This is a genomic window from Gammaproteobacteria bacterium (assembly GCA_029880545.1).
GTDB lineage: Bacteria > Pseudomonadota > Gammaproteobacteria > Acidiferrobacterales > SZUA-150 > JAOUOD01.
In genome coordinates this window covers 66,596-90,900 of sequence record JAOUOD010000004.1, presented here as the reverse complement: position 1 = coordinate 90,900, position 24,305 = coordinate 66,596, and the positions used below count along the sequence as shown (strand labels likewise).

Genomic DNA, 24,305 nt, shown 5'->3' with positions numbered 1-24,305 from the left:
CGGGTCTACCGGGCGATCTAATAGATAACCGGGTTTCATACACAGAAATCCGGTCATTTCGACGGCAAAAAAAGAAAAGCCGCCCGGATAAATCGTGGACGGCAAGTAGTTGCTTGAGCGTTGTAGTATTGAGGGCTAGTTATCGCTCATACGCAAGATTCCGGTGACGATACCGAGGATTTGCACTTCTTCGTTGCGCAGGTAGATGGGTTCCATGTCACTGTTGGCGGGCTGCAGGCGGATGCCGTCAGCCTCGACGTAGAATTTTTTCAGGGTAACCTGTTCGCCGTTAATCATGGCGACAACCGATTCACCATTGGCGGCGGTTTCGCGCTTTTGCACGATAATGACATCGCCGTCGCGAATCTGTTCCTCGATCATGGAGTCACCGCGTACTTTCAGCGCATAGGTGTTCTTGCGCATCATGTTGGCGGGGATGGAAACCGTCTCCCGGTCTTCGTTCAGGTCCACCGGCAGGCCGGCGGTGACATAGCCCAGCAGTGGCACTTCGACCATGGCGGCAGGCATAACGCCCACAGGTTCCAGACCTGGAATGAACGTCGGGTGCTTTTTCTTTGGAATCAAGTAGTTAACGTTACTCATTGATCTTTTTCTTTAAGTTTTTTATGAGAGTAACGATTACGTAAAAAGAAATCAACACCAAGACCGCCCCGCCTCACGCCTATCCGGACGCCTCCGGGGCGATTCTGGCGAGACAAGGCCACAAGACAGCTCTGGCGAGGAATGTGTTGTGACTTGTTGCGGGGGTTTTTGTGTCAACTGCGCTACCCGATCGACCTGCCCGGGCAAACCAGGAACGGTATTATGCGCCCGACAACGCCCGGCGCACGGCCGCAATCACGGGCGCGGTATCCGGCATCACGCCGCGCCAGACATAAAACGATTCTGCCGCCTGCTCCACCAGCATGCCGAGACCATCCACCGCGCCGACACCGTGCTTGCTCGCATGGGCCATGAACGGCGTTGGTTCCCTGGCGTACATCATGTCGTAGACCAGTTCGCAGTTTTCATAGGCGCTGTCGGGAACCGGCGGCAGCTCACCGCCCAGGCTGGCGGCCGTGCCATTAATAATGATATCGAAAGACTGCCCGGCCAGTTGCTCAAACCCGGCCGGCTCTACCGGCGCGATGCTGCCAAACACCTTGGCCAGCTCCACGGCTTTTTCCACGGTGCGGTTGGCGATAGTAAGTTGTTTCGGGCCTTGCTCCAGCAACGGCACCAGCACACCGCGCACGGCACCGCCGGCACCCAGTACCAGGATACGTTTTTGATGCAGCGTCATGTCCAGGTTCAGGGTGAGATCACGCAACAGGCCAATGCCGTCGGTGTTGTCGCCATAAAGGCTACCGTCATCATTCATGCGAATGGTATTGACGGCGCCTGCCAGTTCGGCGCGATGGCTGCGTGTATCAACGAGCTGCCAGGCTTCCTGCTTGTAAGGCACGGTGACGTTCAGGCCCTTGCCGCCTTGCGCCTGGAACTGTTTTACCGCGTCGACAAAACTGCCTGGCTCGACATCTATAGCCGTGTAGTCGATGTCCTGGCCGGTTTGCGCGGCAAACTGACCATGAATAAACGGTGAGCGTGAATGGCTGACGGGATGACCCATGACCGCGTATCGATCTGACATAAGCGCCTCGGTTAATTCTGCAAGTAGTGCACGACCAGCCCGGCGAAAATGACCATGCCAAAGTAATGATTGTTCAGAAATGCCTTGAAGCAGGCGCCACGTTCACGATGACGCATTAACCATTGTTCGTAACCGGCAATACCGGCAGCCACGGCAAGGCTGATGAAGTACACCGCGCCCAGTTGCAAATAGAAGCCAACCCATGCCAGCAACAGCAGGCACAAGGCGTGATTGATGCCAATCATCAGGCGATCATAACGACCGAACAGGATGGCAGTGGAGCGCACGCCGATCCTGAGATCATCTTCGCGATCCACCATGGCATAGGCGGTATCATAAGCCACGGCCCAGAACACATTGGCCATGAACATGGCCCAGGCCACCGGTGGCACGCTGCCGGTTTGCGCGGCAAACACCATGGGAATGCCCCAGCCAAAGGCCACGCCCAGGTATACCTGCGGCATGTGGGTAAAGCGTTTCATGAACGGGTAGCTGAACGCCAGCAAGGCACCGGCAAAGGACATGATGATGGTGAGCCGGTTCATTAACAGTACCAGCACAAACGCCAGCAGGCTTAACACTATAAATACTGCCAGCGCTTCCTTTTCGGTTATGCGGCCGGCAGCCAGTGGCCGGTTTTGCGTGCGCTCCACGTGCGGGTCGACATGGCGATCGGCAAAGTCATTGACGGCGCACCCGGCGGACCGCATGAGCACGACGCCGGCAACAAAGACAAACATGACCAGCGGGTCCGGCTTGCCTTCAGCCGCCACCCACAAGCCCCACAAGGTGGGCCATAACAACAGCAGGATACCAATGGGACGATCCAGTCGGACGAGATAATAATATTCGCGCAGACTGTGCATTACCGCTCAGGGGATGCAGATACCGACAGTGGGCAGGAACACTTCGCACACCAGCAGCGGCTTGTTATGCAAACGGAACACCGAGCGTCTGCCCCAGATCTCGTGCGGCGTTTTTGAGAGCGGCGCAGTGGCGCGGGCAAACATGCGTTCACGTTCGGTCAGGCGACAGATTTCCATTTCATCACGCACCATGGTGGGATCGGAAAACAGAACCGCGCCCAGTGAACGCGAGCGCAGGTGCGCCAGTTTTTGTTCCGGACCGGTCAAGGTGCTGCCGGGAATAACCGTGCGCGCATACACCCACGGCGTTGAACCACACTTGAGGTACACTTGACGGATTAACGCATGACGATCAATCGGCACTCCCAGGCGCAAGGCTTCGTTGCGCATCGGGCGACCCCATCGCTGATCAATTACAGCAACTGAAAACACATCCGGGCAATTGCTGATAATACGCTGTGTCAATGACGCGGTGTCCAGCAGGCATTTCCAGTATGCGCGTGGCATCGCCGTATTGCGAAGACGCTTGCGCGGCATCCACACCGGCTCACGAATCGCCTTGTCATTAAACTTCATATTCGCCGCATCTCCTGATGCCATTTGTCTTGTTATTCATACTCATACATCACCGAGGTGACGACGCGCACCGAGCCAGCGTTGTACCAGGGCTTCGGCCAAAGGCTGGTCGGCCTCCAGCGTCTGCGCGCTTTGCTGCACTGCCGGCAACAGGTCCTGGTCCCGGCCCAGATCCGCGACCCGGAACCGCGGCAAGCCGGTTTGGCGTGTACCCAGCAATTCACCGGGACCGCGCAACTCCAGGTCGCGCCGGGCCACCTCGAAGCCATCATTGGTATCGCGCAATACCGCCAGTCGTTCACGCGCCAGCTGTGACAACGGTGACTGGTAAAGTAACACGCAACTGCTTTCCGCCGCACCCCGGCCAACACGACCACGCAGCTGGTGCAGCTGCGACAAGCCCAGTCGCTCGGCATGCTCGATAATCATGGTCGTGGCATTGGCTACGTCCACGCCCACCTCAATCACGGTGGTGGCCACCAGCAACTGCAACTCGCCGGCCTTGAACGCCAGCATGGCGGCTTCTTTTTCTGACGGCCGCAGTCGACCATGAATCAGGCCAACGCGCAACTCCGGCAAGGCCTGGCGCAGATCCTCGGCCATGTCAGTTGCCGTTTGCAGTTGCAGGGCTTCCGATTCCTCAATGAGTGGGCATACCCAGTAAGCCTGGCGACCGCCAAGACAGGCAGACCTGACCCGCTGCACTACGTCACCGCGTCGGTTATCGGGAATAACAACCGTGGTCACCGGCGTGCGCCCGGGTGGCAACTCATCAATAACCGATACATCAAGATCGGCGTAAACCGTCTGCGCCAGTGTTCGCGGGATCGGTGTTGCCGTCATGACCAGTTGGTGCGGTGCGGCAATGCGTTCACCCCGGCCATTGGCCGACTTGCGCAGCAAGGCCAGGCGCTGATCAACACCAAAACGATGCTGTTCATCCACAACCACCATGCCCAGCTGATGGTAATGCACATCTTCCTGGAACAAGGCATGGGTGCCAATAACCACCCTGGCTTCACCTTCGGCAATAGCGGCGAGCGCATCGCGTCGTGGTGCCGCGGCCAGCTTGCCGGTAAGCAGCTGTACCCGGATACCCAGGGGTTCAAGCCATTGATGAAAGTTGCGCCAATGCTGGTCGGCCAGCAATTCAGTCGGTGCCATGACCGCTACCTGGTAACCGGCTTCCACCACCATGCAGGCCGCGGCAACAGCGACCAGGGTTTTGCCGGAGCCGACGTCACCCTGCACCAGTCGCTGCATGGGTACCGGCTGCGCCAGGTCTTCGGTAATTTCCTGCATTACCCGTTGCTGTGCCGCGGTGGGTGAAAACGGCAAGGACGCCAGCAATGCTTTATAAAGCGTCTCCCCTGACGTGATGGCGACGGAACTGGCCTGGCGTCGTAGCGAACGCTGTTGCCGGAAGCTCAGTTGCCAGGCCAGCAATTCCTCGAAAGCCATGCGTCGTTGCCAGGGATGACGACCACTTTCCAGCCGGGTGATATCCACGGCTGGATCAGGTTCGTGCAAATTGCGCACGGCATCGGCCAGGGATGGCCAGTTGCTGTCAGGCAAGAATTCGGCCGGTAACAGTTCCTCGATACGCTCGCCAAACGACGCCAGTGCCTGGCGCGCATACTTGCGCACGCTCAGGCGATGCAGGCCCTCGGTGGTATTGTATACCGGTGTGAGTTTTTCATCGGCCTCGGCATCTTCGCCATAAGCCAGCAGTTCGTATTCCGGGTGAATCATTTCCAGGCCGTCACGACCGGCACGCGCCTCACCAAATACAAACAGGCGTGCGCCGTGTTGCAGCCGATCCTGTTGCGCCCTGGAAAAATGAAAAAAGCGCAGGGTTAAAAAGCCGGTGTTATCGCTGATGCGCACCAGCAGGTTACGCTTGCCGCGGAAGCTGACATCGGCCAGTTCAACAACACCGGTTACCTGGCTTTCCTGTCCCGGCGTCAATGAGCCTATGGCCTGGATATGCGTGCGATCCTGGTAGCGGTACGGGAAGTGCAGCAACATGTCCTGGATCGTAACGATGCCCAGGCGCTCAAGCTTCTCCGCGACTTTTGTGCCCACGCCCTTGAGCATGGTCACGGGCAAGCGTTCAATGGGTTCCTTGCTCAACGTCGCGCCTTGCTGCGATGACCAAACAAGCTGATCAGCCCAACTCCATGATGGCGTCCATTTCCACTTGCGCGGCCTTGGGCAAGGCAGCCACGCCGACAGCGGCACGCGCCGGGTATGGCTCGGCGAAATACTGCGCCATCACTTCGTTGACCAGCGGGAAATGGGACAGGTCTGCAAGAAAGATGTTCAGCTTGGCAATGTCGGCAAGTGAGCCACCGGCCGCCTCGGCAACGGCGGCAAGATTATCGAATACACGCCTAATCTGCGCGCGCATGTCGCCGCCAACCAGTTCCATGGTCACCGGGTCCAGCGGGATCTGTCCGGACAGGTATACCGTCTTGCCAACCTTGACGGCCTGGGAATAGGTACCGATTGCCTGCGGTGCCTTGCTGGTACTGATAATTTCTCGACTCACTGGGCCTCCCGGCTGTGCTTCTGAATGTAGGTTTCGGGTTACTTGATAACGGTCAGCTCTTGATGCGCCGGACCCGGACAACATTTTCAAGAGTACGCACCTGGCGCATGACATTGGCCAGGTGCTGACGATGACGTACTTCGATAACAAAACTCAATGTTGTGTCCTGACCTTCACGCTCTTCGAAGTTGACCGCGTCAATATTGGCATCGGCATCCGATATAGCAGCGGCAATAGATGCCAATGAGCCGCGCTGGTTACGTGCATCGACACGCAAGCCGACCGTGAACACACCCTCAATGCCCGGCTCCCATTGCACATCGATCCAGCGATCCGGCTGTTTGCGGAACTCGGAGATATTCGGACAATCATCGGTATGTACAACGATGCCGCGGCCGGAAGAAAGAAAGCCTGCGATGTTGTCACCGGGAATCGGTCGACAGCAACGGGCATAATTCACCATCAGGCCTTCGGTGCCACTGATAAGCATCTTCGCATGAATATGTTCGCCGGGCTCACCATCCTGGCCGGCGGGTATTAACTGCTGTGCGACAATAGCGGCAACGCGCTTGCCAAGGCCAATCTCCGCCAGCAGCTCATCCCAGGTTTTCAGCGACAATTCCTTGAGCAGGGTTTCACGCCGGGCCAGCTCAACATCATGCAGATCAAATCCGTTGTCGCTGAGCGCCTTGTCCAGCAGCCGCTCACCCAGTGATACCGATTCACCGAACTGTTGCGACTTGAGGTAACTGCGAATATGGGCGCGGGCACGACCGGTAGCAACATAGTTCAGCCAGGTCGGACTGGGTCGGCCCCATTCGGAGGTGACAATCTCCACATGATCACCGTTACGCAATGGCGTGCGCAGCGGCACCAGCTGATGATTAACCTTGGCGCCAATGCAATGATTGCCGACATCACTGTGCACATCGTAGGCAAAGTCCACGCAAGTGGCGCCACGCGGCAGTTTCTTGATCTCGCCGTTAGGCGTGAACACGTAAACCTCGTCGGGAAACAGGTCGACTTTCAGGTGTTCCAGGAACTCTCCCGGGTTGCCACCTTCCTGCTGCATGTCCAGCAGGTCCTTGAGCCATTGCAATGCATGGTTATGCATCACCGGCTTGCTGTCACCGGACTTGTACAGCCAGTGCGCAGCAACGCCAACATCGGCAACACGATGCATGTCAAGCGTGCGAATCTGTACTTCCGCCATCAGGCCAAAGGGGCCAAAAACAATGGTATGCAATGACTGGTAACCGTTGGCCTTGGGAATGGCAATATAATCCTTGAACCGCCCGGGTATGGGCTTGAACAGGTTATGAATCACGCCAAGCACCCGGTAACAGATATCAACGCTGTCGACGGTAATGCGAAAGGCATAGACATCGTAAATCTGGTCAAAGGACAAATGCTTGTCGCGCATCTTGCGGTAAATACTGTAGAGGTGTTTTTCGCGCCCGGTTACCGAGCCATTGATTTTTTCCTCTTCCAGCCGCGCAAGAATAGTACTGCGAATCTTGTCGACCACCGCCTTGCGGTTTCCGTGGCGCTTCTTCATTGCCGAATCGAGCACGTCATAGCGCCCGGGATGTAACAGCCGGAAACCATGTTCTTCCAGCTCATAGGCCCATTGGCGAACGCCAAGGCGATTGGCAATGGGTGCGTAGATTTCAAGCGTTTCGCGGGCGATGCGTTGCTGCTTTTCACGACGCAACGCACCCAGGGTGCGCATGTTGTGCATACGATCGGCCAGCTTGATCAGGATAACGCGAATATCCCGGGTCATCGCCAGCAGCATCTTGCGGAAGTTTTCCGCCTGTTCTTCTTCCTTGGAGGCAAATTCGATCTGGCTGATCTTGCTGACACCATCAACAAGCTCGGCTACTTCCTCGCCGAATTCCCTGGCCAGCTGTTCCTTGGCCGTTGGCGTATCTTCTATTACGTCATGCAGAATAGCGGCAATAATACTCTGGGCATCCAGGCGCATGGCCGCAAGAATGCGCGCAACTTCCAGGGGATGGTAAATGTAGGGTTCGCCGCTGCGCCGGAGCTGGCCTTCATGGGCCTCGGCGCCAAACAGGTAGGCACGGTAAACATCCGCTACCTGGTCCTTGTCCAGGTAGGTGCCGAGCAGTTCGCACAGGTCGCTGACCAGCAGCCTGCGCTCACCATTTTCGGCTTCTGTGGAATCAGGCTTCGGCGTTACCTTCTTCACCGGCTGCCGGGGTCAGCGCGGTTTCAGTTTCAGCCGCGCCTTCATCAGTTACTGCGTCTTCTTGTTCAGCGACTATTGCCGCCCGGGCCTGGGCATCCAGCACTTCCTTGGTAATCAGGCCTTCAGCGATTTCGCGCAGGGCAATGACAGTGGGTTTGTCGTTTTCTTCTGCAACCATTGGCCGGGCATTGTTGGCCAGTTGACGTGCGCGGCGCGCGGCCAGCAATACCAGCTCGAACCGGTTATCGACGTGATCCAGGCAATCTTCTACGGTAACACGTGCCATGAAATATCCTCTTTGATCTCTTTTACGGGCGCCCGACCGGGAAAATCCTGAAATCGGGGAAAGCGGCCAAGCATACTGAAATTGGCGACAAAAGTCAGTCGCCAATATGGCCCGGAACAGGGCCATCTGCGGACTCAGGAGCCGGCCAGCAACATCTGCGGGTCCAGCGACAGTGGCCGCAGGCGTCCGGGCTCGCCGGCAACAATGGCCTGCAAGTCAGTCAGTGCGGCAGCAAAATCATCGTTGATAATAACGTGGTCAAACTCATGGTAATGGGACATTTCCGATTCGGCGTCACGCATACGCCGGGCAATGATTTCCTCGGAATCCTGGCCACGACCACGCAACCGCCGCTCCAGTTCATCCCGGGAAGGCGGCAAGATGAATACGCTCAAAGCCTCCGGCAACCTCGCCTTGATGCCGCGCATGCCCTGCCAGTCAATATCCAGCAGCACATGCTTGCCCTCGGCCAGCAACGACTCGACCGCGTCCACCGACGTACCATAATAGTTGTCGAATACCCGGGCATGCTCCAGGAAGCGGTCGCCGGCGATCATTTTTTTGAACTCATCGATATCTACAAAATGATAATGCACGCCATTTTGCTCGCCAGGACGCGGCGCGCGCGTGGTATGTGACACCGATACCGCCACCGACGAATCTCCGTCTATCAGGGCTTTCGCCAGGGAACTTTTACCGCCACCCGAAGGTGCGGAAAGAATAATCAATTTGCCGCGCTCAATCATAGGCTGCGCAGTGTACTCGAAATACAATCAAAATCAATAACTTGGGCAAGATTTTTCTGTTGACTCGCGTAGTTACCCAAAACTACAATTTATATGGGAATAGACTATGCTTATCTGACAGCCGCGGACAAAGTGCCGCGTTCCCTGGGCCTGCGAATCAATTGACTCGGAATCAATCGGGACTGCAACTGTAAAGGCGACGGATCATGCCTGGCTCTCTACGATACAAAATCAGCCTGTTACTTGCCCTGCTGGCGTGCAGCGTTATTGCAACCATTGCCGTCATTTTTGCCTACACATCCAGCGCCCGTAATGATGCAGCGGCAATCAACGTTGCTGGTCGCCAACGGATGATTGCACAACAAATCCGCTACTACAGTCATACCAACAACATCCCGTTTAACAACAGGAAACAGCAACTGCTCGGCCTGATAAACCAGTTTGACGAAGCATTGTACAAGCTCGAGCACGGCGGCAACGTATCGGGAAGCGAGCTCGACAAGGCACCGCTGAGCACCCTGCCCAGCCTGAATAATCTCAAACAACGTTGGCAACTGGTTCACAATGCCCTGATCACCATTATTAACAGCCCGATTGAAGACAAGGATACCCGGTATGCGCTGTTACATATCGAATCCAACATTCCGGCTCTTGCCCGTGTCGCCAATGACCTGGTTACGGATTTTGAACAGGCCAGTCTTGAAACAAAAAGGAACCAGACCGCCATGCTGGCCATCCTGTTTTCAGCCAATCTTTTGCTGCTGGCGGTTTCACTATGGCTGATCCGACAATACACGTGGGAGCTCAGAAGAAAAGAAACCATTACCCGCGCACAGGATCAGCTTGTCAACCAGATACATGACGCGGTGATAACCATGAACCTGGGCGGTTTCATCAAGCAATGGAATGCCGGCGCAGAAAACTTGTTCGGGTATCCGGATACCCAGATTGTCGACAGGCACTTCAGCTCACTTTTTCCCCGACAACAGTCTTCGACCCGGGCAAAGAAAATGATCCTGTCGCTGAAAATAAACGGAATACTCGATGAAAAAGTGGAGTGCAGGCACAGCAGCGGCAGAACAATTATATGCCACCTTTCGATGTCCCTGCTACGGGATGAATATGGCAATCCCAAGGGTATCATTGCCTATTCAATAGACCTCACCAGGCAGCATATTGCTGAGCAGCTGGCAAAAACCAGGGAGCTGGAGTGGCGCGATACGTTTAACGCGATTCCGGATTTTGTTTGCGTTATCGATCCGGATTTCCGGATCATCAAGGCCAACAGTGCACTCAAAAAACATTTTGCCATCAACCTGAATACCCCGGTCGACCGGCGCTGTCATGAATTGTATGGCTGCGCCAATCACAATAGCGACACCTGCCCGCACGCAATAACGATGCAACTCAAAAAGCCGGCAACGGCCACTATAGACTCGTCCTGTGCCGGCCTGTCGCTGCTCGTGACCACCTCACCGATTCTTGACGACAAGGGAAAGTATATTGCGTCCGTGCATATCGCCAAGGATATCTCGAGACAGTGGCAGGCTGAAGAAAAGCTCCGGCATCTTGCACACTATGATCACCTTACCGGCCTGCCGAACCGAAATGTATTTTTTGACCGGTTAAGACAAATGCTCGGTCGCAGCGAATGGAGCGATCGTCTTATCGCGGTACTGTTTATCGATGTCGACCGTTTCAAAAACATTAACGACACCATGGGTCATGACACCGGTGACCAGATGCTCACCATCCTGGCATCCAGGCTGCAGAACTCGATACGCGACGGCGATACGGTGGCACGCCTGGGTGGTGACGAGTTTGCAGTGATCCTCGCGGACGTGGCCAACAAGGCTGATATCCCCGGTGTTGCAAAAACCATCCTCCGGAACATCAAGGAGCCGATGTACATCAACACGAGGGAGTTCTTTGTTACCGCGAGCATCGGCATCTCCCTGTGCCCCGAAAACAGCAATGAAGCCAGGAAACTGGTTGCCCAGGCGGATATCGCCATGTATCACGCCAAAGACCGCGGTAAAAACAATTTCCGGTTTTACGACAGAAACCTGGACCTGTTAACACCCGAGCGACTGGCCCTCGAAACCCGGCTCCGGCAGGCACTGGAGCGAAAGGAATACGAGCTTCATTACCAGCCCAAGGTTTGCCTGCAAACCGGAAAGGTAGTTGGTATGGAGGCCCTGCTTCGATGGCAATCCGGGCAAAACCAGACCACGCTCCCGGCACAGATAATACCGATACTGGAGGAAACCGGCCTGATTGTTCCGGTCGGTAACTGGGTACTGGAAGCAGCCTGTGCGCGCAATATCGCCTGGCAACAACAAGGCTTTCCGGCGGTGCGCATGGCGGTCAACCTGTCAGCTCGTCAGTTCCAGCAACCCGGGCTGGTGGCAACCGTTGCCGAGGTTCTGAAAAATACCGGCCTTGATCCAGGCTGGCTGGAACTGGAAATTACCGAAAGTATTTTGATGCAGGATGTCGAGGCCACAAGCCAGACACTGCATCAACTAAGTCGGCTCGGCGTTCATATCTCCATTGATGATTTTGGTACCGGCTACTCATCCCTGGGATATCTCAAGCAGTTTCCGGTCAGCACACTGAAAATCGACAAGTCTTTTATCCGGGATATTTCCGCCAACGAGGACGATCGCGCCCTGACAAGGACAATTATCGCCATGGCGCGCAGCCTTCACATGCGGGTAATCGCAGAGGGCGTGGAAACATTCTTCCAGATCCAGTTTCTGAAAGAGCACGGTTGCGATGAAGTACAGGGATATTATTTCAGCAAACCTGTTCCCGAATCGGAATTCGTATCGCTGTTGCATGACAACGTGCGCTACCCGCTTCAGGACCCGGCGGAAAACCGGCCTGGCTACTGAGAACCGTTTGCATTCGCCTGCCTTGAATTCCTGGCATTTAAAATTACACTTGTGATTTCTGCTGACAAAAACAAGTGGTTATATTATGAAGTTTCGTTGTTTGATGGTCCTGGTCATCTCTTCCGTCGTTTTCCTGTCGACTCCCGTATCAGCCTCACCGGACAACGGTCAGGTCACCGTGATTCACGCGGGCAGCCTGATTGATGGCATCAGCCAGTCCGCGCGCAAGCAGGTATCGGTGGTTGTTCACGATAACACCATAACCGGGATCAAGGCCGGTTATGTATCCATACCCGGCGCCCGGGTAATTGATCTCAAGAACAGCACGGTCATGCCCGGCTTCATGGATATGCATACCCACCTGGCATTGCAGTTCAGCAAGAAGAGTTACTCGGAAGGCTTTTTCATGGATGCGGCGGACTATGCCTACCGCTCCGTAGGTTACGCGGAAAAAACACTGATGGCCGGCTTTACCACCGTGCGCGACCTGGGTGACCGCTATAACGTCACCATCTCGCTGCGCAATGCCATCAATAAAGGTGAAGTGGCCGGTCCGCGAATTTTCACCGCCGGCAAGTCCATTGCCACTACCGGTGGCCATGCCGATCCCACCAATGGCGTCAATCAACAACTCAAGGGTGATCCGGGCCCAAAGGACGGTGTCATCAACGGTCCGGAAGAAGCACGCAAGGCTGTACGTCAACGCTATAAAGACGGGTCAGACCTGATCAAGATTACCGCCACTGGCGGCGTGTTAAGCCTGGCTACCAGTGGTGACAACGCCCAGTTCACCAGTGAAGAGCTTGATGCCATTGTCGGCACGGCAAAAGACTACAACTTCATGGTAGCGGTTCATGCGCATGGCGTTGAAGGCATGCAGCGCGCCATTCGCGCCGGTGTTGATTCCATTGAACATGGCACGCACATGGACAGCAGGACCATGAGCATGATGAAAAAACACGGCACCTGGTATGTACCGACCATACTTGCCGGCAAGTGGGTGGAAGAAAAAGCCAGGCTGGATGATTTCTTCCCGGCCGTGGTACGACCCAAGGCAGCAAGCATTGGCCCGCTGATCCAGAATACCTTCAAAAAAGCCTACAAGTCCGGCGTGAAAATCGCCTTTGGTACCGACAGTGGCGTTTCCGCGCACGGTGACAACGCAAAAGAATTCCAGTACATGGTGGAAGCGGGCATGCCACCCATGGAAGCGATTCAGTCTGCCACGGTAATGGCGGCAAAACTGCTGCGCAAGGAAGACAAACTTGGCAGCATCAGCGCGGGCAAATTTGCCGACATTGTCGCCGTCAAGGGTGACCCGCTGCGTGACATCAAGCTGCTGCAACAGGTCAGCTTTGTCATGAAAGATGGCGTGGTCTACAAGTCCGAATAAACAGGATCGTTATACCGACAGCTTCTTTTCCCAGAACCGGGCTTGACCCATGGCCGGGTCAAGCTCGTAGGCGGCAAAGCCAAAACGCCGATACGCTGACTGCGCCGGGCCATTGCCTTCCAGCACTTCCAGCGTCAGCTTGCAACACCCCAGCTCTTTGGCCAGTGTTTCCACCTCGGCCAGCATCTTGCCGGCAATATCGCGTCCACGATGCGATGCCAGCACGACAACATCATGAATATTCATTAACGGTTTGCAGGCAAAGGTCGAAAAGCCCTCAATACAGACAACCAGGCCAACAGGCTCATCGTCATCATAAGCCAGGACGGCATAGGCATCGGCGCGCGCATTAAGCCGGTCCGCCAGGTTGGCCCGTGTGAAATCGGAGAGTGCTTCGCCACCACCCATGGGATCCATGGCATAGGCATTTAACAGGTACACCAATGCTTCGGCATGGGATGAATCGCCGAGATCGGCGCGAACTATCTGCAACATATCAACTACCCGGATACTCTTTACAAATTGGTACGGTCACCATGGCTTTTTGGTTGTGAAATCACCAGGAACCGCAAATCCTGTTCCGACCGGTTGAACACCTGGTGCGGTGTTTGAGCCGGTACATGCAAACCGTCGCCACGGGCCAATTCAAATACTTCGCCATTCAGCTCAAACGTCGCACTACCTTCAAGCACGTAAAAAAATTGTTGTGCCAGTGAGTGAAAATGGCGTTGTTCATGCATTCCGGGAGGCAGGCGCTCCTCGATAACGCTCATGGCATCGGTTTTCAGCAGGTGCCAGCCGTCCGCGCCATCACCCCAATGATAATGCTCCGCCTTGTCCCGGTTCACGACACTCATGCCTGATCACCCTTCTGCCAGATTCGTACGGACAACGGCCATTCTACCTGACGTTTGTCGGTATCGCCCCATGCTTCCCTGAACTGATCGGCCATTTGTGCAACAGCATCAGCACCGGTGGCACGCTGGCAGCGTTTCACCGCTGACCAGGTGGCCAGGTAGCCCAGCAGGTGATCAAGACCCCAGCGCGAAGTCATGACAAAGTCCGGCGCCGGCAATTCTTTCAAGGGCAAGGTAATGGTTCGATAGCCGCTGTCTATCAGCTTGCGCTCGGCAGGCCAGTACTCCTTTAATACGGGACCGTATAACTGTGCAGTCAGAGCATCGAGTTCCGGCGTAATACGCAGCAGATCATAGGTCCAGCAAGCAAGAATACCGCCGGGCTTTAGTACGCGCTGAACCTCGTTGGCAAAGCCTTCAAGATCAAACCAGTGCAGCGCCTGGGCAACAGTGACAAGATCAATACTCTCAGTGCTGATCCCGGAATTCTCGGCACTGGCAACCCGGTAGCTGACACCGTCAACCACCGTCGCGCTGGCAACCTGCTCGGCACTGGCATCGGTAGCGATAACATCGCCAAACCAGGATGCCAATGACACGGCGGCCTGGCCGTTACCGGTCGCACAATCCCATGCCCGCTCACGTGTTGGCGCAATACCTGCCAGGTATGAAAAAAGCGCTTGCGGGTAATCGGGGCGGAATTGCCGGTAGTCCCCGGCGTGGCCCGAGAAATGATCTTTAAATGTTGCATTCATCATGCAAAGGCGGCCCGGGATCAAAACCGGATGCAAAACAGGTCCCCGGCAACCCGATTACAGCATGATAGTTTCTTCGTCCGAAATATCCTTACGACGTCTTTTCGGACGACCAATCACCACCAGGACCAGGCCGGCAACAATGAGACTGCCTCGTATAACCCAACCGATCATGGCTCCCCATGTATCAATGACCGCCAATGCCGGGTGCGCAAATGCCGCCAGCTTTAGTGCAATCAATATGATACCGGCAAGTATTGCCAATATTCCGATGAATCTCATTATTCTGTCCTCGCTTGCTGTGCCGGAAGCGCATCACTCCTTGCCAGGTCATGCGTACCGACGGGTTTCAGTCAATTATTCAATATTCTGAACCTGCTCTCGCATCTGCTCAATCAGCACTTTCAGCTCAACTGCCACGTTTGTCTGGCGAACATCATTGGCCTTGGAACCCAATGTGTTTGCTTCCCGGTTCAGTTCCTGCATCAGGAAGTCCAGGCGCCGACCGATGGGTTCTTTTTGATCAAGTACCCGGCGCACTTCCTTGATATGGGTATCAAGCCGGTCCAACTCCTCGTCCACGTCAGATTTCTGTGCATGCAACACCATTTCCTGTTCCAGCCGATCCTGGTCCATTTCCTGCCTGGCATCAGCCAACCGGTCCAGCACGCGCTGGCGATAAGCCTGGCGCAATTCAGGAAGAATGTCGCGCAATCCGGTCACCAGGGCTGTCATGGTATCCAGCCGCTGAACCATGAGCTGTTTAAGCGTCTCGCCCTCGCGCTCACGACCGGCCAGCAATTGGCCCAGCGCCTCGTCAACCAGCGCCAGGGCAGCGGCAGCCAGGCCTGCTTCATCAATATCCGGTGGCATTACCAGTCCAGGCCAGCGCAACACGTCATTGACCGCGAGCGGTGCAATGTCATCCGCTTTCTCCTGCACCAGTGCCGCCGCTTCCAGCACCCGCTTCATCAGCGGCTCATCAATTGTAAAGCTTTGCGCCGCTTCTCCGCCCACCTGGAAACGAATACCGACATCAACCTTGCCCCGGTTCAGGCGTTTGCCAAGGCGGTCACGGATAGCCGGTTCCAGGCTGCGCAGGTCTTCGGGCAGGCGCAGGGACGGTTCCAGGAACCGGTGATTCACCGAGCGCAGCTCGATACTCATGGCGCCCCATTCTGTATTGCGCTGGACGCGTGCAAATGCGGTCATGCTTCGGGCCACGACTGATCCTCGTATTTCACTGGTTTTCGGGGAGTCCACAACCTTACCGGAATTCCGGGCGAAAAAATATGCCATTCATTTATTCGCCATCTACCCATTGCCGGGGGCCGCGTCATGGTATATCTATTAATATATGAATCCTGATTGCCCCGGAAAGTAATGGCCACCAAAATCAAATACGCGCTGCCCAAGGGTCGGCTGCTTGAGCATTACCGCATCGACAAAACGCTTGGTGGTGGTGGCTTCAGCGTGGTTTACCTGGCAACCGATCTCGAGAACAGCGAGCAAGTAGTCATCAAGGAATATCTGCCCGGCGCCATTGCCAGTCGCAACCGGGATGATTCGGTTCACTGTCTCGCGGAGGAGCATCGCCGGCACTTCACCATCGGCTTCAAACGCTTTCTTGAAGAAGCGTCAGCACTGGCCACGCTCAAACATCCCAATATTGTTCGGGTACACAATTTCTTTCGGGCCAACAACACCGTATACATGGTCATGGACTATGAATACGGCAAGGATTTGCGCCACTTTATCAAGCAATATAATGGTCGCCTGTCGGAAAAATTCATTCGCACTGTGTTCCCTGAATTGCTCAAGGGACTGGACGAACTGCACCGAAACAACCTGCTGCACCTGGACATCAAGCCGGCCAACATTTTTCTGCGCCCGGGCGGCAAACCGTTATTGCTGGATTTTGGTGCAGCGCGGGATGCACTGGACCCGTCCAACGCCGGGCCACATACCCTGACCAAGGGTTTCGCTCCCATTGAACAACACCAGCACAAGTCTGTTGGCCCGTGGTCCGATCTTTACGCGCTCGGCGCATCAATGTATGCGTGCATGGCTGGCAAGGCGCCGCCACCGGCGACCGACAGGATCGTCAAGGACAAGCTGAAACCGGCGGCAATTACCTCGTTTGGCCGCAATTACAGTGCACAACTGCTGGATGCGGTGGACTGGTGCCTGCAACTGCACCATGCAGACAGGCCGCAAACCGCCTGGCAATTGCTCGAATTCCTGAACGAACAAGACTATACGGGACCGGCGGCCGCCAGCCCCTGGTACAAAAAGGCCCTGGGCCTGTTGGTCAAATAAACATCAAGGTACTGAACATTGATATACAGCCTGTCCCAATACTCCCTGCAAGGCGGTCGCAAAAGCAACCAGGATCGCATTGCCTATGCCGAACGTGAGAATTCCATTCTCATGGTGCTTGCCGATGGGCTCGGCGGCCACCGCGGTGGCGACGTGGCCGCCGAGGTGTTTACCGAGTCCGTGATTCGCTCGTACCTCGGAATCAAGAACAGCTTTATCAAGGAGCCGTCAGCGTTCCTGGCGCTTGCCATGCTCGGTGCGCATCACAATGTACTGGCACAACGTGACGTGCTTGGGGACAATGCCAAACCTCGCACCACCGGTGTCGCCTGCCTGGTACAGGATGGTTATGCCTACTGGGCCCACGTGGGTGACAGCCGGCTGTACCATATTCGTGGCGGCACGGTCATTGAGCGCACCAGAGACCATAGCGTTGTCGAGCGTATGTACAGCGAAGGACTGATCGCCAAGGAAGAGATTCGCACTCATCCGCAAAAGAGTCATATCACCCAATGCATCGGTTCCAGTAACAAGCCGAAAATCACGTTGGGCAAGGAAACCCGCTTGCACACTGGTGATTACCTGCTGTTATGCAGTGATGGCGTCTGGGAAGGACTGCCATCGCCGCAACTGGCGGCGCATCTGGAAAATACATCTATTGAAGAGGCGGTTGAAAATATCCTGCACACGGTTGAAGACAAGATGGGTGCGGGCTGTGACAATATTTCCATAATTGCGCTTAAATGGCAGGATCGGGCCACCACCAAGCCACCACTGCAAAAGGGTTTCAAAACGGAAATCACCGAAGACGTGCTGCGCGAACAGGCTATGGCCAAAAGCCGCCGACGAGCTGCTTCAAAACCCGAACCTGACCACCTGCCCGCTGACGAACCGGATTCAGCCACAACCGAAGTCGAACCCGCCCACCCAGACAAGCGCAAGGATATCGGCAGTGAAATTGCCGAGCTGGAAGATTTTCTCAAGAAAAAATCCCAAAAATAGCTTGTCGGTAAACTTCAAATCCCGGGTATCCTCCGGGTGGCGGCGGTAGGAATCCCCCGGTGTTTTGGCTACACTCGCTAGCCCGAAATTCCTGACGAGCACAAGGCCCATGAGACCAAGCGGCAGACAAACAGACGAACTGCGCAATATCAAGATAACCCGTAATTATACTTGCCACGCCGAAGGCTCGGTGCTGGTGGAGTTTGGTCGCACCAAGGTATTGTGCAACGCCACTGTCGAAGAAAAGGTTCCGAGGTTTCTGCGCAATACCGGCCAGGGCTGGGTAACCGCCGAATACGGCATGCTGCCGCGTTCGACCGGCCAGCGCATGGACCGTGAGGCCGCGCGAGGCAAACAGGGTGGTCGCACCATGGAAATCCAGCGCCTCATTGGCCGTTCACTGCGCGCCGCAGTGGACCTGGTAGCACTGGGCGAACACACCATTACCGTTGATTGTGACGTGATCCAGGCTGATGGTGGCACCCGCACCGCTTCCATTACCGGTGGTTGTGTCGCCCTGCACGATGCCCTCAGCCACCTGGTGGAAAATGGCTCACTGGCGGCACACCCGCTCAAGCACCTGGTCGCTTCTGTATCTGTGGGCATTTTCCAGGGCACACCGATACTCGACCTGGATTACCCGGAAGACTCCAATGCCGAGACCGACATGAACGTGGTTATGGATGACAGCATGCGCTTTATTGAAATCCAGGGCACCGCTGAAGCCGAACCTTTCAGCCGCGAAGAAATGCTGGCCATGACTGAACTGGCCGAAGCCGGTATCACCAGGCTGCTTGATGAACAGCGAAAGGCACTGCAAGGATGAGTGATATCGTGCTGGCCAGCAGCAATACCGGCAAAGTAAGGGAAATCCAGGCACTGCTGGCTGACACTGACATAACCATTGTGCCTCAAAGCCAGTTCAACGTAGTCGATGCAGAAGAAACCGGCCTGACTTTTGTGGAAAACGCTATTTTGAAAGCCCGCAATGCCGCAGCTCACACCGGCCTGCCGGCCATAGCCGATGATTCCGGGATTGAGGTCGATGCTCTCAATGGTCAGCCGGGTATTTACTCGGCGCGCTACGCTGGCAAGGGTGCCGGTGATGTCGAAAACCTGAACAAGCTGCTGAACGCACTTCGGGATGTGCCCGAAACGCAGCGTGGCGCACGATTCCAGTGCCTGATGGTTTACATGCGACATGCCGAAGACCCGACGCCGCTGATTTGCCAGGGAACCTGGGAAGGACGCATTCTGCTTGAGCCGCGTGGACAAAACGGCTTCGGTTATGACCCGGTTTTCTATGTGCCCACACACCAATGCAGTTCGGCTGAACTGGACCCAGCCACCAAGAATGCTATCAGCCATCGCGGCCAGGCATTGAAACAACTCTGCCAATTGCTGGTTCGTGTAAACACGTAATTCCACCCGTCACTGTCTTTGGCGCGATTGGTGCCAACAGCTGATTTCTCCTTTTTACTGCCGTAAATAGCAGTTTTCAATTCTGCAACAATAGTTTGCACAATATGACAACAGCCTCCCGGGCTTTTAGATTATAAAGAACCATCGGTTTAAAAACTATTTGCCAAAAAAAGGAACTGTAATGAGAAAATCAATAATGATCCTGTCCCTGTTATGCATGACCGCTACAACCAACGCGGCCGATAATCCGGGATCGGAATTCATTAAAAACATGGTCAACGGCAATCACGGTGATGCAATTGCACAACTACAATCCATGGCCGAAGCCGGTGACACCGATGCCCAGTACCAGCTCGGGTACATGTACGGAACCGGTTCGACGGTTAAACGCGATCTGGAACTGAGCATGGCCTGGTATGACAAGGCCGCCAGGAAAGGTCACAAGGGTGCCATTCATCAATTATCCCTGATGAAAAAGCGCCATGAATCCATAAAAGGTATCGGCTACCTGAACTGATAGTTGGTAAACACCGCTGTTCCGTAATGCGGGCATGGCAGTATAATCCCGGTGACTATACTGTTGATGCCGCCATGGAATCGTTCCCCGTTGTTCCGCTCTCGCTTTATGTCCATGTACCCTGGTGCATACGAAAGTGTCCCTATTGTGATTTCAATTCCCATCCACTAAGAGATACGCTGCCTGAAAACGAATACATTGATGCATTGCTGCGCGACCTAGAATCGGAGCTTCCCCGTATATGGGGCCGGCGCATCAGCAGCATTTTTATTGGCGGTGGCACGCCCAGCCTGCTGAGTGGCAACGCTGTTCAGCGCCTGGTCCAGGGGTTGCGCAGCAGGCTGGCATTGCTGCCTGGTTGCGAGATCACACTCGAAGCCAATCCCGGAGCCAGTGACAACCAGCGCTTCGCCGCCTATCGCGAAGCCGGCATTAACCGGCTTTCCATCGGTGTACAAAGTTTCGATGACGACAAACTCCGGACACTTGGGCGGATACACTGTGCCGATGATGCGCATCGGGCCATCGAGGCTGCCGGTACAGCCGGTTTCGACAACCTAAACCTGGATCTGATGTTTGGCTTGCCGGAGCAGGTTGTCGACGAGGCATTGGCTGATATCCGAACCGCCCTGGCCTATCGTTCGACGCACCTGTCGCTTTACCAGTTAACCATTGAACCCAACACCGAGTTCGCCAACCGGCCGCCATCGGTCGCAGATGACGACACCCTGTGGGACATGCAACAGGCGCTCTTCACCGAACTTGCTGTAGCCGGGTTTCAAAACTACGAAGTCTCGGCCTGGGCACTACCTGGCAGACAGTGCCAACACAACCTGAATTATTGGCAGTTTGGTGACTACCTGGGAATTGGTGCCGGCGCCCACAGCAAACTGACATCGCCGGGGACCATACGACGTTTTGCCCGGCGCCGGCATCCACGTGACTACATGGAAACAGCTGGCTCAGTACAATGCACAACTGAATCCCGGACACTGAACCGGGCCGACCTTTGTTTTGAGTTCATGCTCAACAGCCTTCGCCTGGCCAATGGTTTCACGATATCCGGCTTTGAGCATTACACGGGGCTGGGTCAGAGCGAAATCGAGCAGCCTCTGAGGCAGGCTGTTGATCGCGGCTGGCTGGAATACTCCGATGATGATCATGTCCGGCCGACGGAGACCGGCCGACGATTTCTCAACGATGTTATTGCCCTGTTCTTGGAGTAGTTGGCACAGTGTCACACGAACAGGTTGTATTGCCTGATCGTCGCAAGCATGGTTCACTTGCCCGGGTAATCGCACACAAGCCCATAACAGAATCAACTCGGCATTTCATACATGCATTTCAACAAACCCGCCAAGCTGCTTTTACTCCTGGCTCTCCTGGTACTGATACATGCCCTGTTTTTCTGGCTTTCCTGGAAAATGGACAATGAGCACCAAGTCATCCACAGCAGCACACGGTTCACGCTGATCAATGGCGACAGGCCAACCATTGCTGACTACAAGGGCAAGCCATTGCTGGTACATTTTTGGGCGACAAGTTGTCGGGCCTGTATCCGTGAGGTTCCCGAGTTGGCTGATATGTACCGGGCACTTCATCCCCACGGGCTGGAAATGATTGCAGTCGCCATGCCTTACGATCGTCCCGATGCCGTTATCACTTATGCCGACAAGATGGCCATGCCGTGGCCGGTTGCGCTCGACGTGCAAGGTGATACGCTATCCGCATTCGGCCGGGTCCAGGCAACACCGGCACATTTTCTGCTCGACCCGTCCGGAAAGGTCGTCTACCGGCATATCGGTACACTGAATATTGATACCATCACATCCAAAATCAACACACTGTTGGCAATAAAGGCAAATACGCAATGAAAGACTATTTTGTTGACCAGGCCCGCTACCAGGCCTGGGCCATGAACGAACTGTTCAAGTCACTGGATACGCTTGATGATGAACAACGCCGAGCAGATCGCGGCCTGTTTTTCAGGGATATACACAAGACGGTTGATCACATCCTGGTGTGCACGCGCAACTGGAAATATCGTCTGCAAGATCAGGCTGACAAGGCAACCGGTTATGATGTGCTGCTTTACAGCGACTGGGATCAGCTGAAACAGGCAGTTGTGGATGAGTTCAATAACATTCACGACTGGCTCGATACACAGGCCGATGCCTGGTTCGCCGGCGACCAGACCTACACGTCAGCGGGCAACCAACGAACCGTCGCCGTCGCCGACGGGTTAATCCACATAATGACCCACGCGGTCCATCATCGCGGACAGATCAGCACGGTCTGCACGCAGCTGGGTGCACCCTGCCCGGAAATGGATTTTGTCTACTATCGATGGAGGGCCTGAACATGCTTTGGGTAAAATCACTGCATATTATATTTATGGTCACCTGGTTTGCCGGACTGTTCTACCTGCCAAGGCTGTTTGTCTATCACGCCATGTCGGAAGACCAGGTCAGCATCGAGCGCTTCAAAATCATGGAGCGGAAACTGTATTTCGGCATCATGGCGCCAGGTGCAATCCTGACCATCGTTTTTGGTTTATGGCTGTGGCTGGGCTATGGTTTTACCGGCGCCTGGCTGCACATCAAGCTGGGACTGGTAATCATTCTCATTGTCTATCATTTATATTGCGGAAAACTTATGAAAGCCTTCAAGCAAGATCGCAATACCCACGGCCATGTGTTCTTTCGCTGGTTTAATGAATTCCCGGTCTTGATACTTTTTGCCGTAATTTTTCTGGTGGAATTAAAGCCTTTTGGGGGTGTATAAATTATTCACTTGAATTTGAAATAATTGCCCCTATATTCACGAGCCTGACCGGCAACAACAAAAACAGGCCGGCAGAGGGCAGGAAGGAAGGAGATGGTCTAACTAACAGGAGTAATCCATGCGCCTACCGCTTGCCTTGCAATCTTTGCTGGTCGCGGCCGTATTCTGGCCCGGCCCCGGCATTATCGCTGCCGAAACCCTTTCCCTTGATGCAGCCATTAACCAGGCCCTGAGCCAGAACCCGGTCATTGCCGGCGCCGAAGCCCGGGCCGAGTCTGCCAAGGCACGGCTAAGCCAGGCCAAGGGCAGCCTGTGGCCACAACTTAACCTGAACTACCTCCATACGAACAGCGATAACCCGCTCGATGTATTCGCAGCCCGGTTGATGACACGAAGCGTAGACCCGGCTACGGATTTCAGCGCGCAAAACCTCAACGAACCTGAAGAGGTTACACTGCAAACCACTCGACTGAACCTGAACTGGCCCATCTATACCGGCGGCCAGCGCCTCGCCGGCATTGCCGGCGCACGTGCAATGAGTGAAGCCGGTGACCTGGGTTTCCGCTTTACCCGAGACCTGGTTCGCTACCAGGTCACCAGCACCTACCGTGCCCTGCAGGCGGCCGATGCCGGGCTTGATATTGCCACCGACGCAGTAAAGGCCGGCGAACAACACGTGGCCACCACGCGCCGACTGACACGCGAAGGCCGCATCATCAAGTCTGATCAACTGACCGCCGAAGTGTTCCTGGCAAGAATGAAAGGCGCGCTGGCCCAGGCTCGTCAGCAACGCGAAACCGCACAACTCCAGTTAAGCACCATACTCGGCAACCAGGCCGGGCAATCGTACACACCGGTCAGCTGGGTTGCCCCGGTCATTTCTGCCGTCACCGATGCTGATGCACTGGTAGCCAGGGCACTGGCGCAACGACCTGACCTGGCAGCCGTGAAAGCACAGGAACAGGCTGCACTTGCGCGTTTGCGCGGTGCCAGGGGCAAGCTGCACCCGGTGGTCGGCCTGACCGCCAACCGTGACCACTATGACAGCGACTTCGGCGAAGCCGATTCCTGGAATGCGGGCGCATACGTACAACTGAACCTGTTCAATGGCGGCAGCGACTATTACGGCATACGTGCCGAACACCAGGCCGTGGCCGAAGCCGGCAAACAACTGGAACAAAAACGCCTGCAGGTGGCGCAGGAAGTACGCACCGCGATCAGCCGAAAACAGATTGCTGCTGACCGCCTGCTGATTGCCAATGACACAATTGGTCGCGCCCAATCCGCGGTAACCGAAGTACAACGTCGGTACGGCCAGGGCCGCACCATTCTCATTGACCTGCTGCAAGCTGAAGCCGCGCTTGTGCAAACCAGGACCGAGGCGTTGTCAGCGGGACTCGAATACGAACTGGCTGACGCTGCACTGGCACTCGCTGTTGGTAATTCCGCGGCCACCAAGGGAGAATAA

At 55.4% G+C, this 24,305-nt stretch carries 26 protein-coding genes; 12 read left to right on the top strand and 14 right to left on the bottom strand.

Translation table 11 applies throughout. The features are described from left to right. Positions 1 to 135: 135 nt before the first annotated feature. The 9 genes from lexA to gmk all read right to left on the bottom strand — a co-directional run bounded on the left by lexA (position 136) and on the right by gmk (position 8,891). Positions 136 to 603 carry a transcriptional repressor LexA gene (gene lexA, locus OEZ10_05780; protein ID MDH5632490.1) on the bottom strand — a complete coding sequence of 156 codons (468 nt, stop codon included), beginning with the start codon at positions 601 to 603 and terminating at the stop codon, positions 136 to 138. Between the two features lie 220 nt (positions 604 to 823). Beyond that, positions 824 to 1,651, bottom strand: coding sequence for a shikimate dehydrogenase (gene aroE / locus OEZ10_05775; GenBank protein ID MDH5632489.1), 828 nt, complete (start codon positions 1,649 to 1,651; stop codon positions 824 to 826). An 11-nt stretch (positions 1,652 to 1,662) separates the two neighbouring features. Next, positions 1,663 to 2,517: a 4-hydroxybenzoate octaprenyltransferase gene (gene ubiA / locus OEZ10_05770; protein ID MDH5632488.1), complete on the bottom strand. Its 855-nt coding sequence runs from the start codon at positions 2,515 to 2,517 to the stop codon at positions 1,663 to 1,665. Positions 2,518 to 2,523: 6 nt separating this feature from the next. Then, positions 2,524 to 3,093 carry a chorismate lyase gene (locus tag OEZ10_05765; GenBank protein MDH5632487.1) on the bottom strand — a complete coding sequence of 190 codons (570 nt, stop codon included), beginning with the start codon at positions 3,091 to 3,093 and terminating at the stop codon, positions 2,524 to 2,526. A 42-nt stretch (positions 3,094 to 3,135) separates the two neighbouring features. Continuing rightward, positions 3,136 to 5,226: an ATP-dependent DNA helicase RecG gene (gene recG / locus OEZ10_05760; protein MDH5632486.1), complete on the bottom strand. Its 2,091-nt coding sequence runs from the start codon at positions 5,224 to 5,226 to the stop codon at positions 3,136 to 3,138. Between the two features lie 34 nt (positions 5,227 to 5,260). Further along, a complete protein-coding gene (locus OEZ10_05755) occupies positions 5,261 to 5,644 on the bottom strand; it encodes a RidA family protein (protein MDH5632485.1) in 384 nt (127 codons plus the stop codon). 52 nt (positions 5,645 to 5,696) lie between these two features. Continuing rightward, positions 5,697 to 7,859, bottom strand: coding sequence for a bifunctional (p)ppGpp synthetase/guanosine-3',5'-bis(diphosphate) 3'-pyrophosphohydrolase (locus tag OEZ10_05750; GenBank protein ID MDH5632484.1), 2,163 nt, complete (start codon positions 7,857 to 7,859; stop codon positions 5,697 to 5,699). After that, the gene (gene rpoZ / locus OEZ10_05745; protein ID MDH5632483.1) at positions 7,834 to 8,145 is read right to left on the bottom strand and encodes a DNA-directed RNA polymerase subunit omega; all 312 of its coding nucleotides are present in this window, start codon (positions 8,143 to 8,145) and stop codon (positions 7,834 to 7,836) included. The genes OEZ10_05750 and rpoZ overlap by 26 nt, the downstream gene beginning before the upstream one ends. Positions 8,146 to 8,279: 134 nt before the next feature. Then, positions 8,280 to 8,891 (bottom strand): guanylate kinase, encoded by a 612-nt coding sequence (gene gmk, locus OEZ10_05740; protein MDH5632482.1) that lies wholly within the window; start codon positions 8,889 to 8,891, stop codon positions 8,280 to 8,282. Positions 8,892 to 9,097: 206 nt separating this feature from the next. On the opposite strand from gmk, the gene OEZ10_05735 reads away from it, so the two are divergent. Both OEZ10_05735 and OEZ10_05730 read left to right on the top strand, forming a co-directional pair. Next, a complete protein-coding gene (locus OEZ10_05735) occupies positions 9,098 to 11,788 on the top strand; it encodes an EAL domain-containing protein (protein ID MDH5632481.1) in 2,691 nt (896 codons plus the stop codon). 85 nt (positions 11,789 to 11,873) lie between these two features. Beyond that, a complete protein-coding gene (locus tag OEZ10_05730; GenBank protein ID MDH5632480.1) occupies positions 11,874 to 13,181 on the top strand; it encodes an amidohydrolase family protein in 1,308 nt (435 codons plus the stop codon). A 9-nt stretch (positions 13,182 to 13,190) separates the two neighbouring features. Here the strand turns inward: OEZ10_05730 and OEZ10_05725 are convergent, their stop codons facing one another. The 5 genes from OEZ10_05725 to OEZ10_05705 form a co-directional block, all read right to left on the bottom strand. Further along, positions 13,191 to 13,676 carry a GNAT family N-acetyltransferase gene (locus OEZ10_05725; GenBank protein ID MDH5632479.1) on the bottom strand — a complete coding sequence of 162 codons (486 nt, stop codon included), beginning with the start codon at positions 13,674 to 13,676 and terminating at the stop codon, positions 13,191 to 13,193. A gap of 20 nt (positions 13,677 to 13,696) precedes the next feature. Further along, entirely contained in the window at positions 13,697 to 14,038 is a 342-nt protein-coding gene (locus OEZ10_05720) for a cupin domain-containing protein (GenBank protein MDH5632478.1), read from the bottom strand. Beyond that, on the bottom strand, positions 14,035 to 14,796 hold the full coding sequence (locus tag OEZ10_05715) for a class I SAM-dependent methyltransferase (GenBank protein MDH5632477.1): 762 nt from the start codon (positions 14,794 to 14,796) through the stop codon (positions 14,035 to 14,037). Before OEZ10_05715 ends, OEZ10_05720 begins: the two co-directional genes overlap by 4 nt. Before the next feature lie 54 nt (positions 14,797 to 14,850). Then, a complete protein-coding gene (locus OEZ10_05710; GenBank protein ID MDH5632476.1) occupies positions 14,851 to 15,075 on the bottom strand; it encodes a hypothetical protein in 225 nt (74 codons plus the stop codon). A 75-nt stretch (positions 15,076 to 15,150) separates the two neighbouring features. Then, positions 15,151 to 16,017: a YicC family protein gene (locus OEZ10_05705; protein ID MDH5632475.1), complete on the bottom strand. Its 867-nt coding sequence runs from the start codon at positions 16,015 to 16,017 to the stop codon at positions 15,151 to 15,153. A gap of 159 nt (positions 16,018 to 16,176) precedes the next feature. Here OEZ10_05705 and OEZ10_05700 point away from each other — a divergent pair, with 159 nt between their 5' ends. From OEZ10_05700 to OEZ10_05655, 10 genes are all read left to right on the top strand, one after another. Beyond that, positions 16,177 to 17,112 (top strand): serine/threonine protein kinase, encoded by a 936-nt coding sequence (locus OEZ10_05700; protein ID MDH5632474.1) that lies wholly within the window; start codon positions 16,177 to 16,179, stop codon positions 17,110 to 17,112. Between the two features lie 18 nt (positions 17,113 to 17,130). Beyond that, a complete protein-coding gene (locus OEZ10_05695) occupies positions 17,131 to 18,114 on the top strand; it encodes a protein phosphatase 2C domain-containing protein (protein MDH5632473.1) in 984 nt (327 codons plus the stop codon). Between the two features lie 109 nt (positions 18,115 to 18,223). After that, complete coding sequence (rph, locus tag OEZ10_05690) at positions 18,224 to 18,940, top strand: ribonuclease PH (protein ID MDH5632472.1); 717 nt, start codon at positions 18,224 to 18,226, stop codon at positions 18,938 to 18,940. Beyond that, a complete protein-coding gene (gene rdgB, locus OEZ10_05685; GenBank protein MDH5632471.1) occupies positions 18,937 to 19,536 on the top strand; it encodes an RdgB/HAM1 family non-canonical purine NTP pyrophosphatase in 600 nt (199 codons plus the stop codon). Before rph ends, rdgB begins: the two co-directional genes overlap by 4 nt. Before the next feature lie 181 nt (positions 19,537 to 19,717). After that, positions 19,718 to 20,053, top strand: coding sequence for a hypothetical protein (locus OEZ10_05680; protein ID MDH5632470.1), 336 nt, complete (start codon positions 19,718 to 19,720; stop codon positions 20,051 to 20,053). A 26-nt stretch (positions 20,054 to 20,079) separates the two neighbouring features. Continuing rightward, positions 20,080 to 21,279, top strand: a complete 1,200-nt coding sequence (hemW, locus tag OEZ10_05675; GenBank protein MDH5632469.1) for a radical SAM family heme chaperone HemW — start codon at positions 20,080 to 20,082, stop codon at positions 21,277 to 21,279. A gap of 111 nt (positions 21,280 to 21,390) precedes the next feature. After that, positions 21,391 to 21,927 carry a TlpA family protein disulfide reductase gene (locus tag OEZ10_05670; GenBank protein ID MDH5632468.1) on the top strand — a complete coding sequence of 179 codons (537 nt, stop codon included), beginning with the start codon at positions 21,391 to 21,393 and terminating at the stop codon, positions 21,925 to 21,927. Next, complete coding sequence (locus tag OEZ10_05665; protein MDH5632467.1) at positions 21,924 to 22,412, top strand: DinB family protein; 489 nt, start codon at positions 21,924 to 21,926, stop codon at positions 22,410 to 22,412. Before OEZ10_05670 ends, OEZ10_05665 begins: the two co-directional genes overlap by 4 nt. Positions 22,413 to 22,414: 2 nt before the next feature. Then, entirely contained in the window at positions 22,415 to 22,837 is a 423-nt protein-coding gene (locus tag OEZ10_05660) for a CopD family protein (protein ID MDH5632466.1), read from the top strand. Positions 22,838 to 22,955: 118 nt separating this feature from the next. Beyond that, on the top strand, positions 22,956 to 24,305 hold the full coding sequence (locus OEZ10_05655) for a TolC family protein (protein MDH5632465.1): 1,350 nt from the start codon (positions 22,956 to 22,958) through the stop codon (positions 24,303 to 24,305).

What these genes read in the sequence shown, in the direction of transcription:
- lexA (MDH5632490.1), bottom strand. Translation starts at nt 603, where the DNA reads ATGAGTAACGTTAACTACTTGATTCCAAAGAAAAAGCACCCGACGTTC.
- aroE (MDH5632489.1), bottom strand. Translation starts at nt 1,651, where the DNA reads ATGTCAGATCGATACGCGGTCATGGGTCATCCCGTCAGCCATTCACGC.
- ubiA (MDH5632488.1), bottom strand. Translation starts at nt 2,517, where the DNA reads ATGCACAGTCTGCGCGAATATTATTATCTCGTCCGACTGGATCGTCCC.
- OEZ10_05765 (MDH5632487.1), bottom strand. Translation starts at nt 3,093, where the DNA reads ATGAAGTTTAATGACAAGGCGATTCGTGAGCCGGTGTGGATGCCGCGC.
- rpoZ (MDH5632483.1), bottom strand. Translation starts at nt 8,145, where the DNA reads ATGGCACGTGTTACCGTAGAAGATTGCCTGGATCACGTCGATAACCGG.
- gmk (MDH5632482.1), bottom strand. Translation starts at nt 8,891, where the DNA reads ATGATTGAGCGCGGCAAATTGATTATTCTTTCCGCACCTTCGGGTGGC.
- OEZ10_05735 (MDH5632481.1), top strand. Translation starts at nt 9,098, where the DNA reads ATGCCTGGCTCTCTACGATACAAAATCAGCCTGTTACTTGCCCTGCTG.
- OEZ10_05730 (MDH5632480.1), top strand. Translation starts at nt 11,874, where the DNA reads ATGAAGTTTCGTTGTTTGATGGTCCTGGTCATCTCTTCCGTCGTTTTC.
- OEZ10_05725 (MDH5632479.1), bottom strand. Translation starts at nt 13,676, where the DNA reads ATGTTGCAGATAGTTCGCGCCGATCTCGGCGATTCATCCCATGCCGAA.
- OEZ10_05720 (MDH5632478.1), bottom strand. Translation starts at nt 14,038, where the DNA reads ATGAGTGTCGTGAACCGGGACAAGGCGGAGCATTATCATTGGGGTGAT.
- OEZ10_05715 (MDH5632477.1), bottom strand. Translation starts at nt 14,796, where the DNA reads ATGATGAATGCAACATTTAAAGATCATTTCTCGGGCCACGCCGGGGAC.
- OEZ10_05710 (MDH5632476.1), bottom strand. Translation starts at nt 15,075, where the DNA reads ATGAGATTCATCGGAATATTGGCAATACTTGCCGGTATCATATTGATT.
- OEZ10_05700 (MDH5632474.1), top strand. Translation starts at nt 16,177, where the DNA reads ATGGCCACCAAAATCAAATACGCGCTGCCCAAGGGTCGGCTGCTTGAG.
- rph (MDH5632472.1), top strand. Translation starts at nt 18,224, where the DNA reads ATGAGACCAAGCGGCAGACAAACAGACGAACTGCGCAATATCAAGATA.
- rdgB (MDH5632471.1), top strand. Translation starts at nt 18,937, where the DNA reads ATGAGTGATATCGTGCTGGCCAGCAGCAATACCGGCAAAGTAAGGGAA.
- OEZ10_05680 (MDH5632470.1), top strand. Translation starts at nt 19,718, where the DNA reads ATGAGAAAATCAATAATGATCCTGTCCCTGTTATGCATGACCGCTACA.
- hemW (MDH5632469.1), top strand. Translation starts at nt 20,080, where the DNA reads ATGCGGGCATGGCAGTATAATCCCGGTGACTATACTGTTGATGCCGCC.
- OEZ10_05670 (MDH5632468.1), top strand. Translation starts at nt 21,391, where the DNA reads ATGCATTTCAACAAACCCGCCAAGCTGCTTTTACTCCTGGCTCTCCTG.
- OEZ10_05665 (MDH5632467.1), top strand. Translation starts at nt 21,924, where the DNA reads ATGAAAGACTATTTTGTTGACCAGGCCCGCTACCAGGCCTGGGCCATG.
- OEZ10_05660 (MDH5632466.1), top strand. Translation starts at nt 22,415, where the DNA reads ATGCTTTGGGTAAAATCACTGCATATTATATTTATGGTCACCTGGTTT.
- OEZ10_05655 (MDH5632465.1), top strand. Translation starts at nt 22,956, where the DNA reads ATGCGCCTACCGCTTGCCTTGCAATCTTTGCTGGTCGCGGCCGTATTC.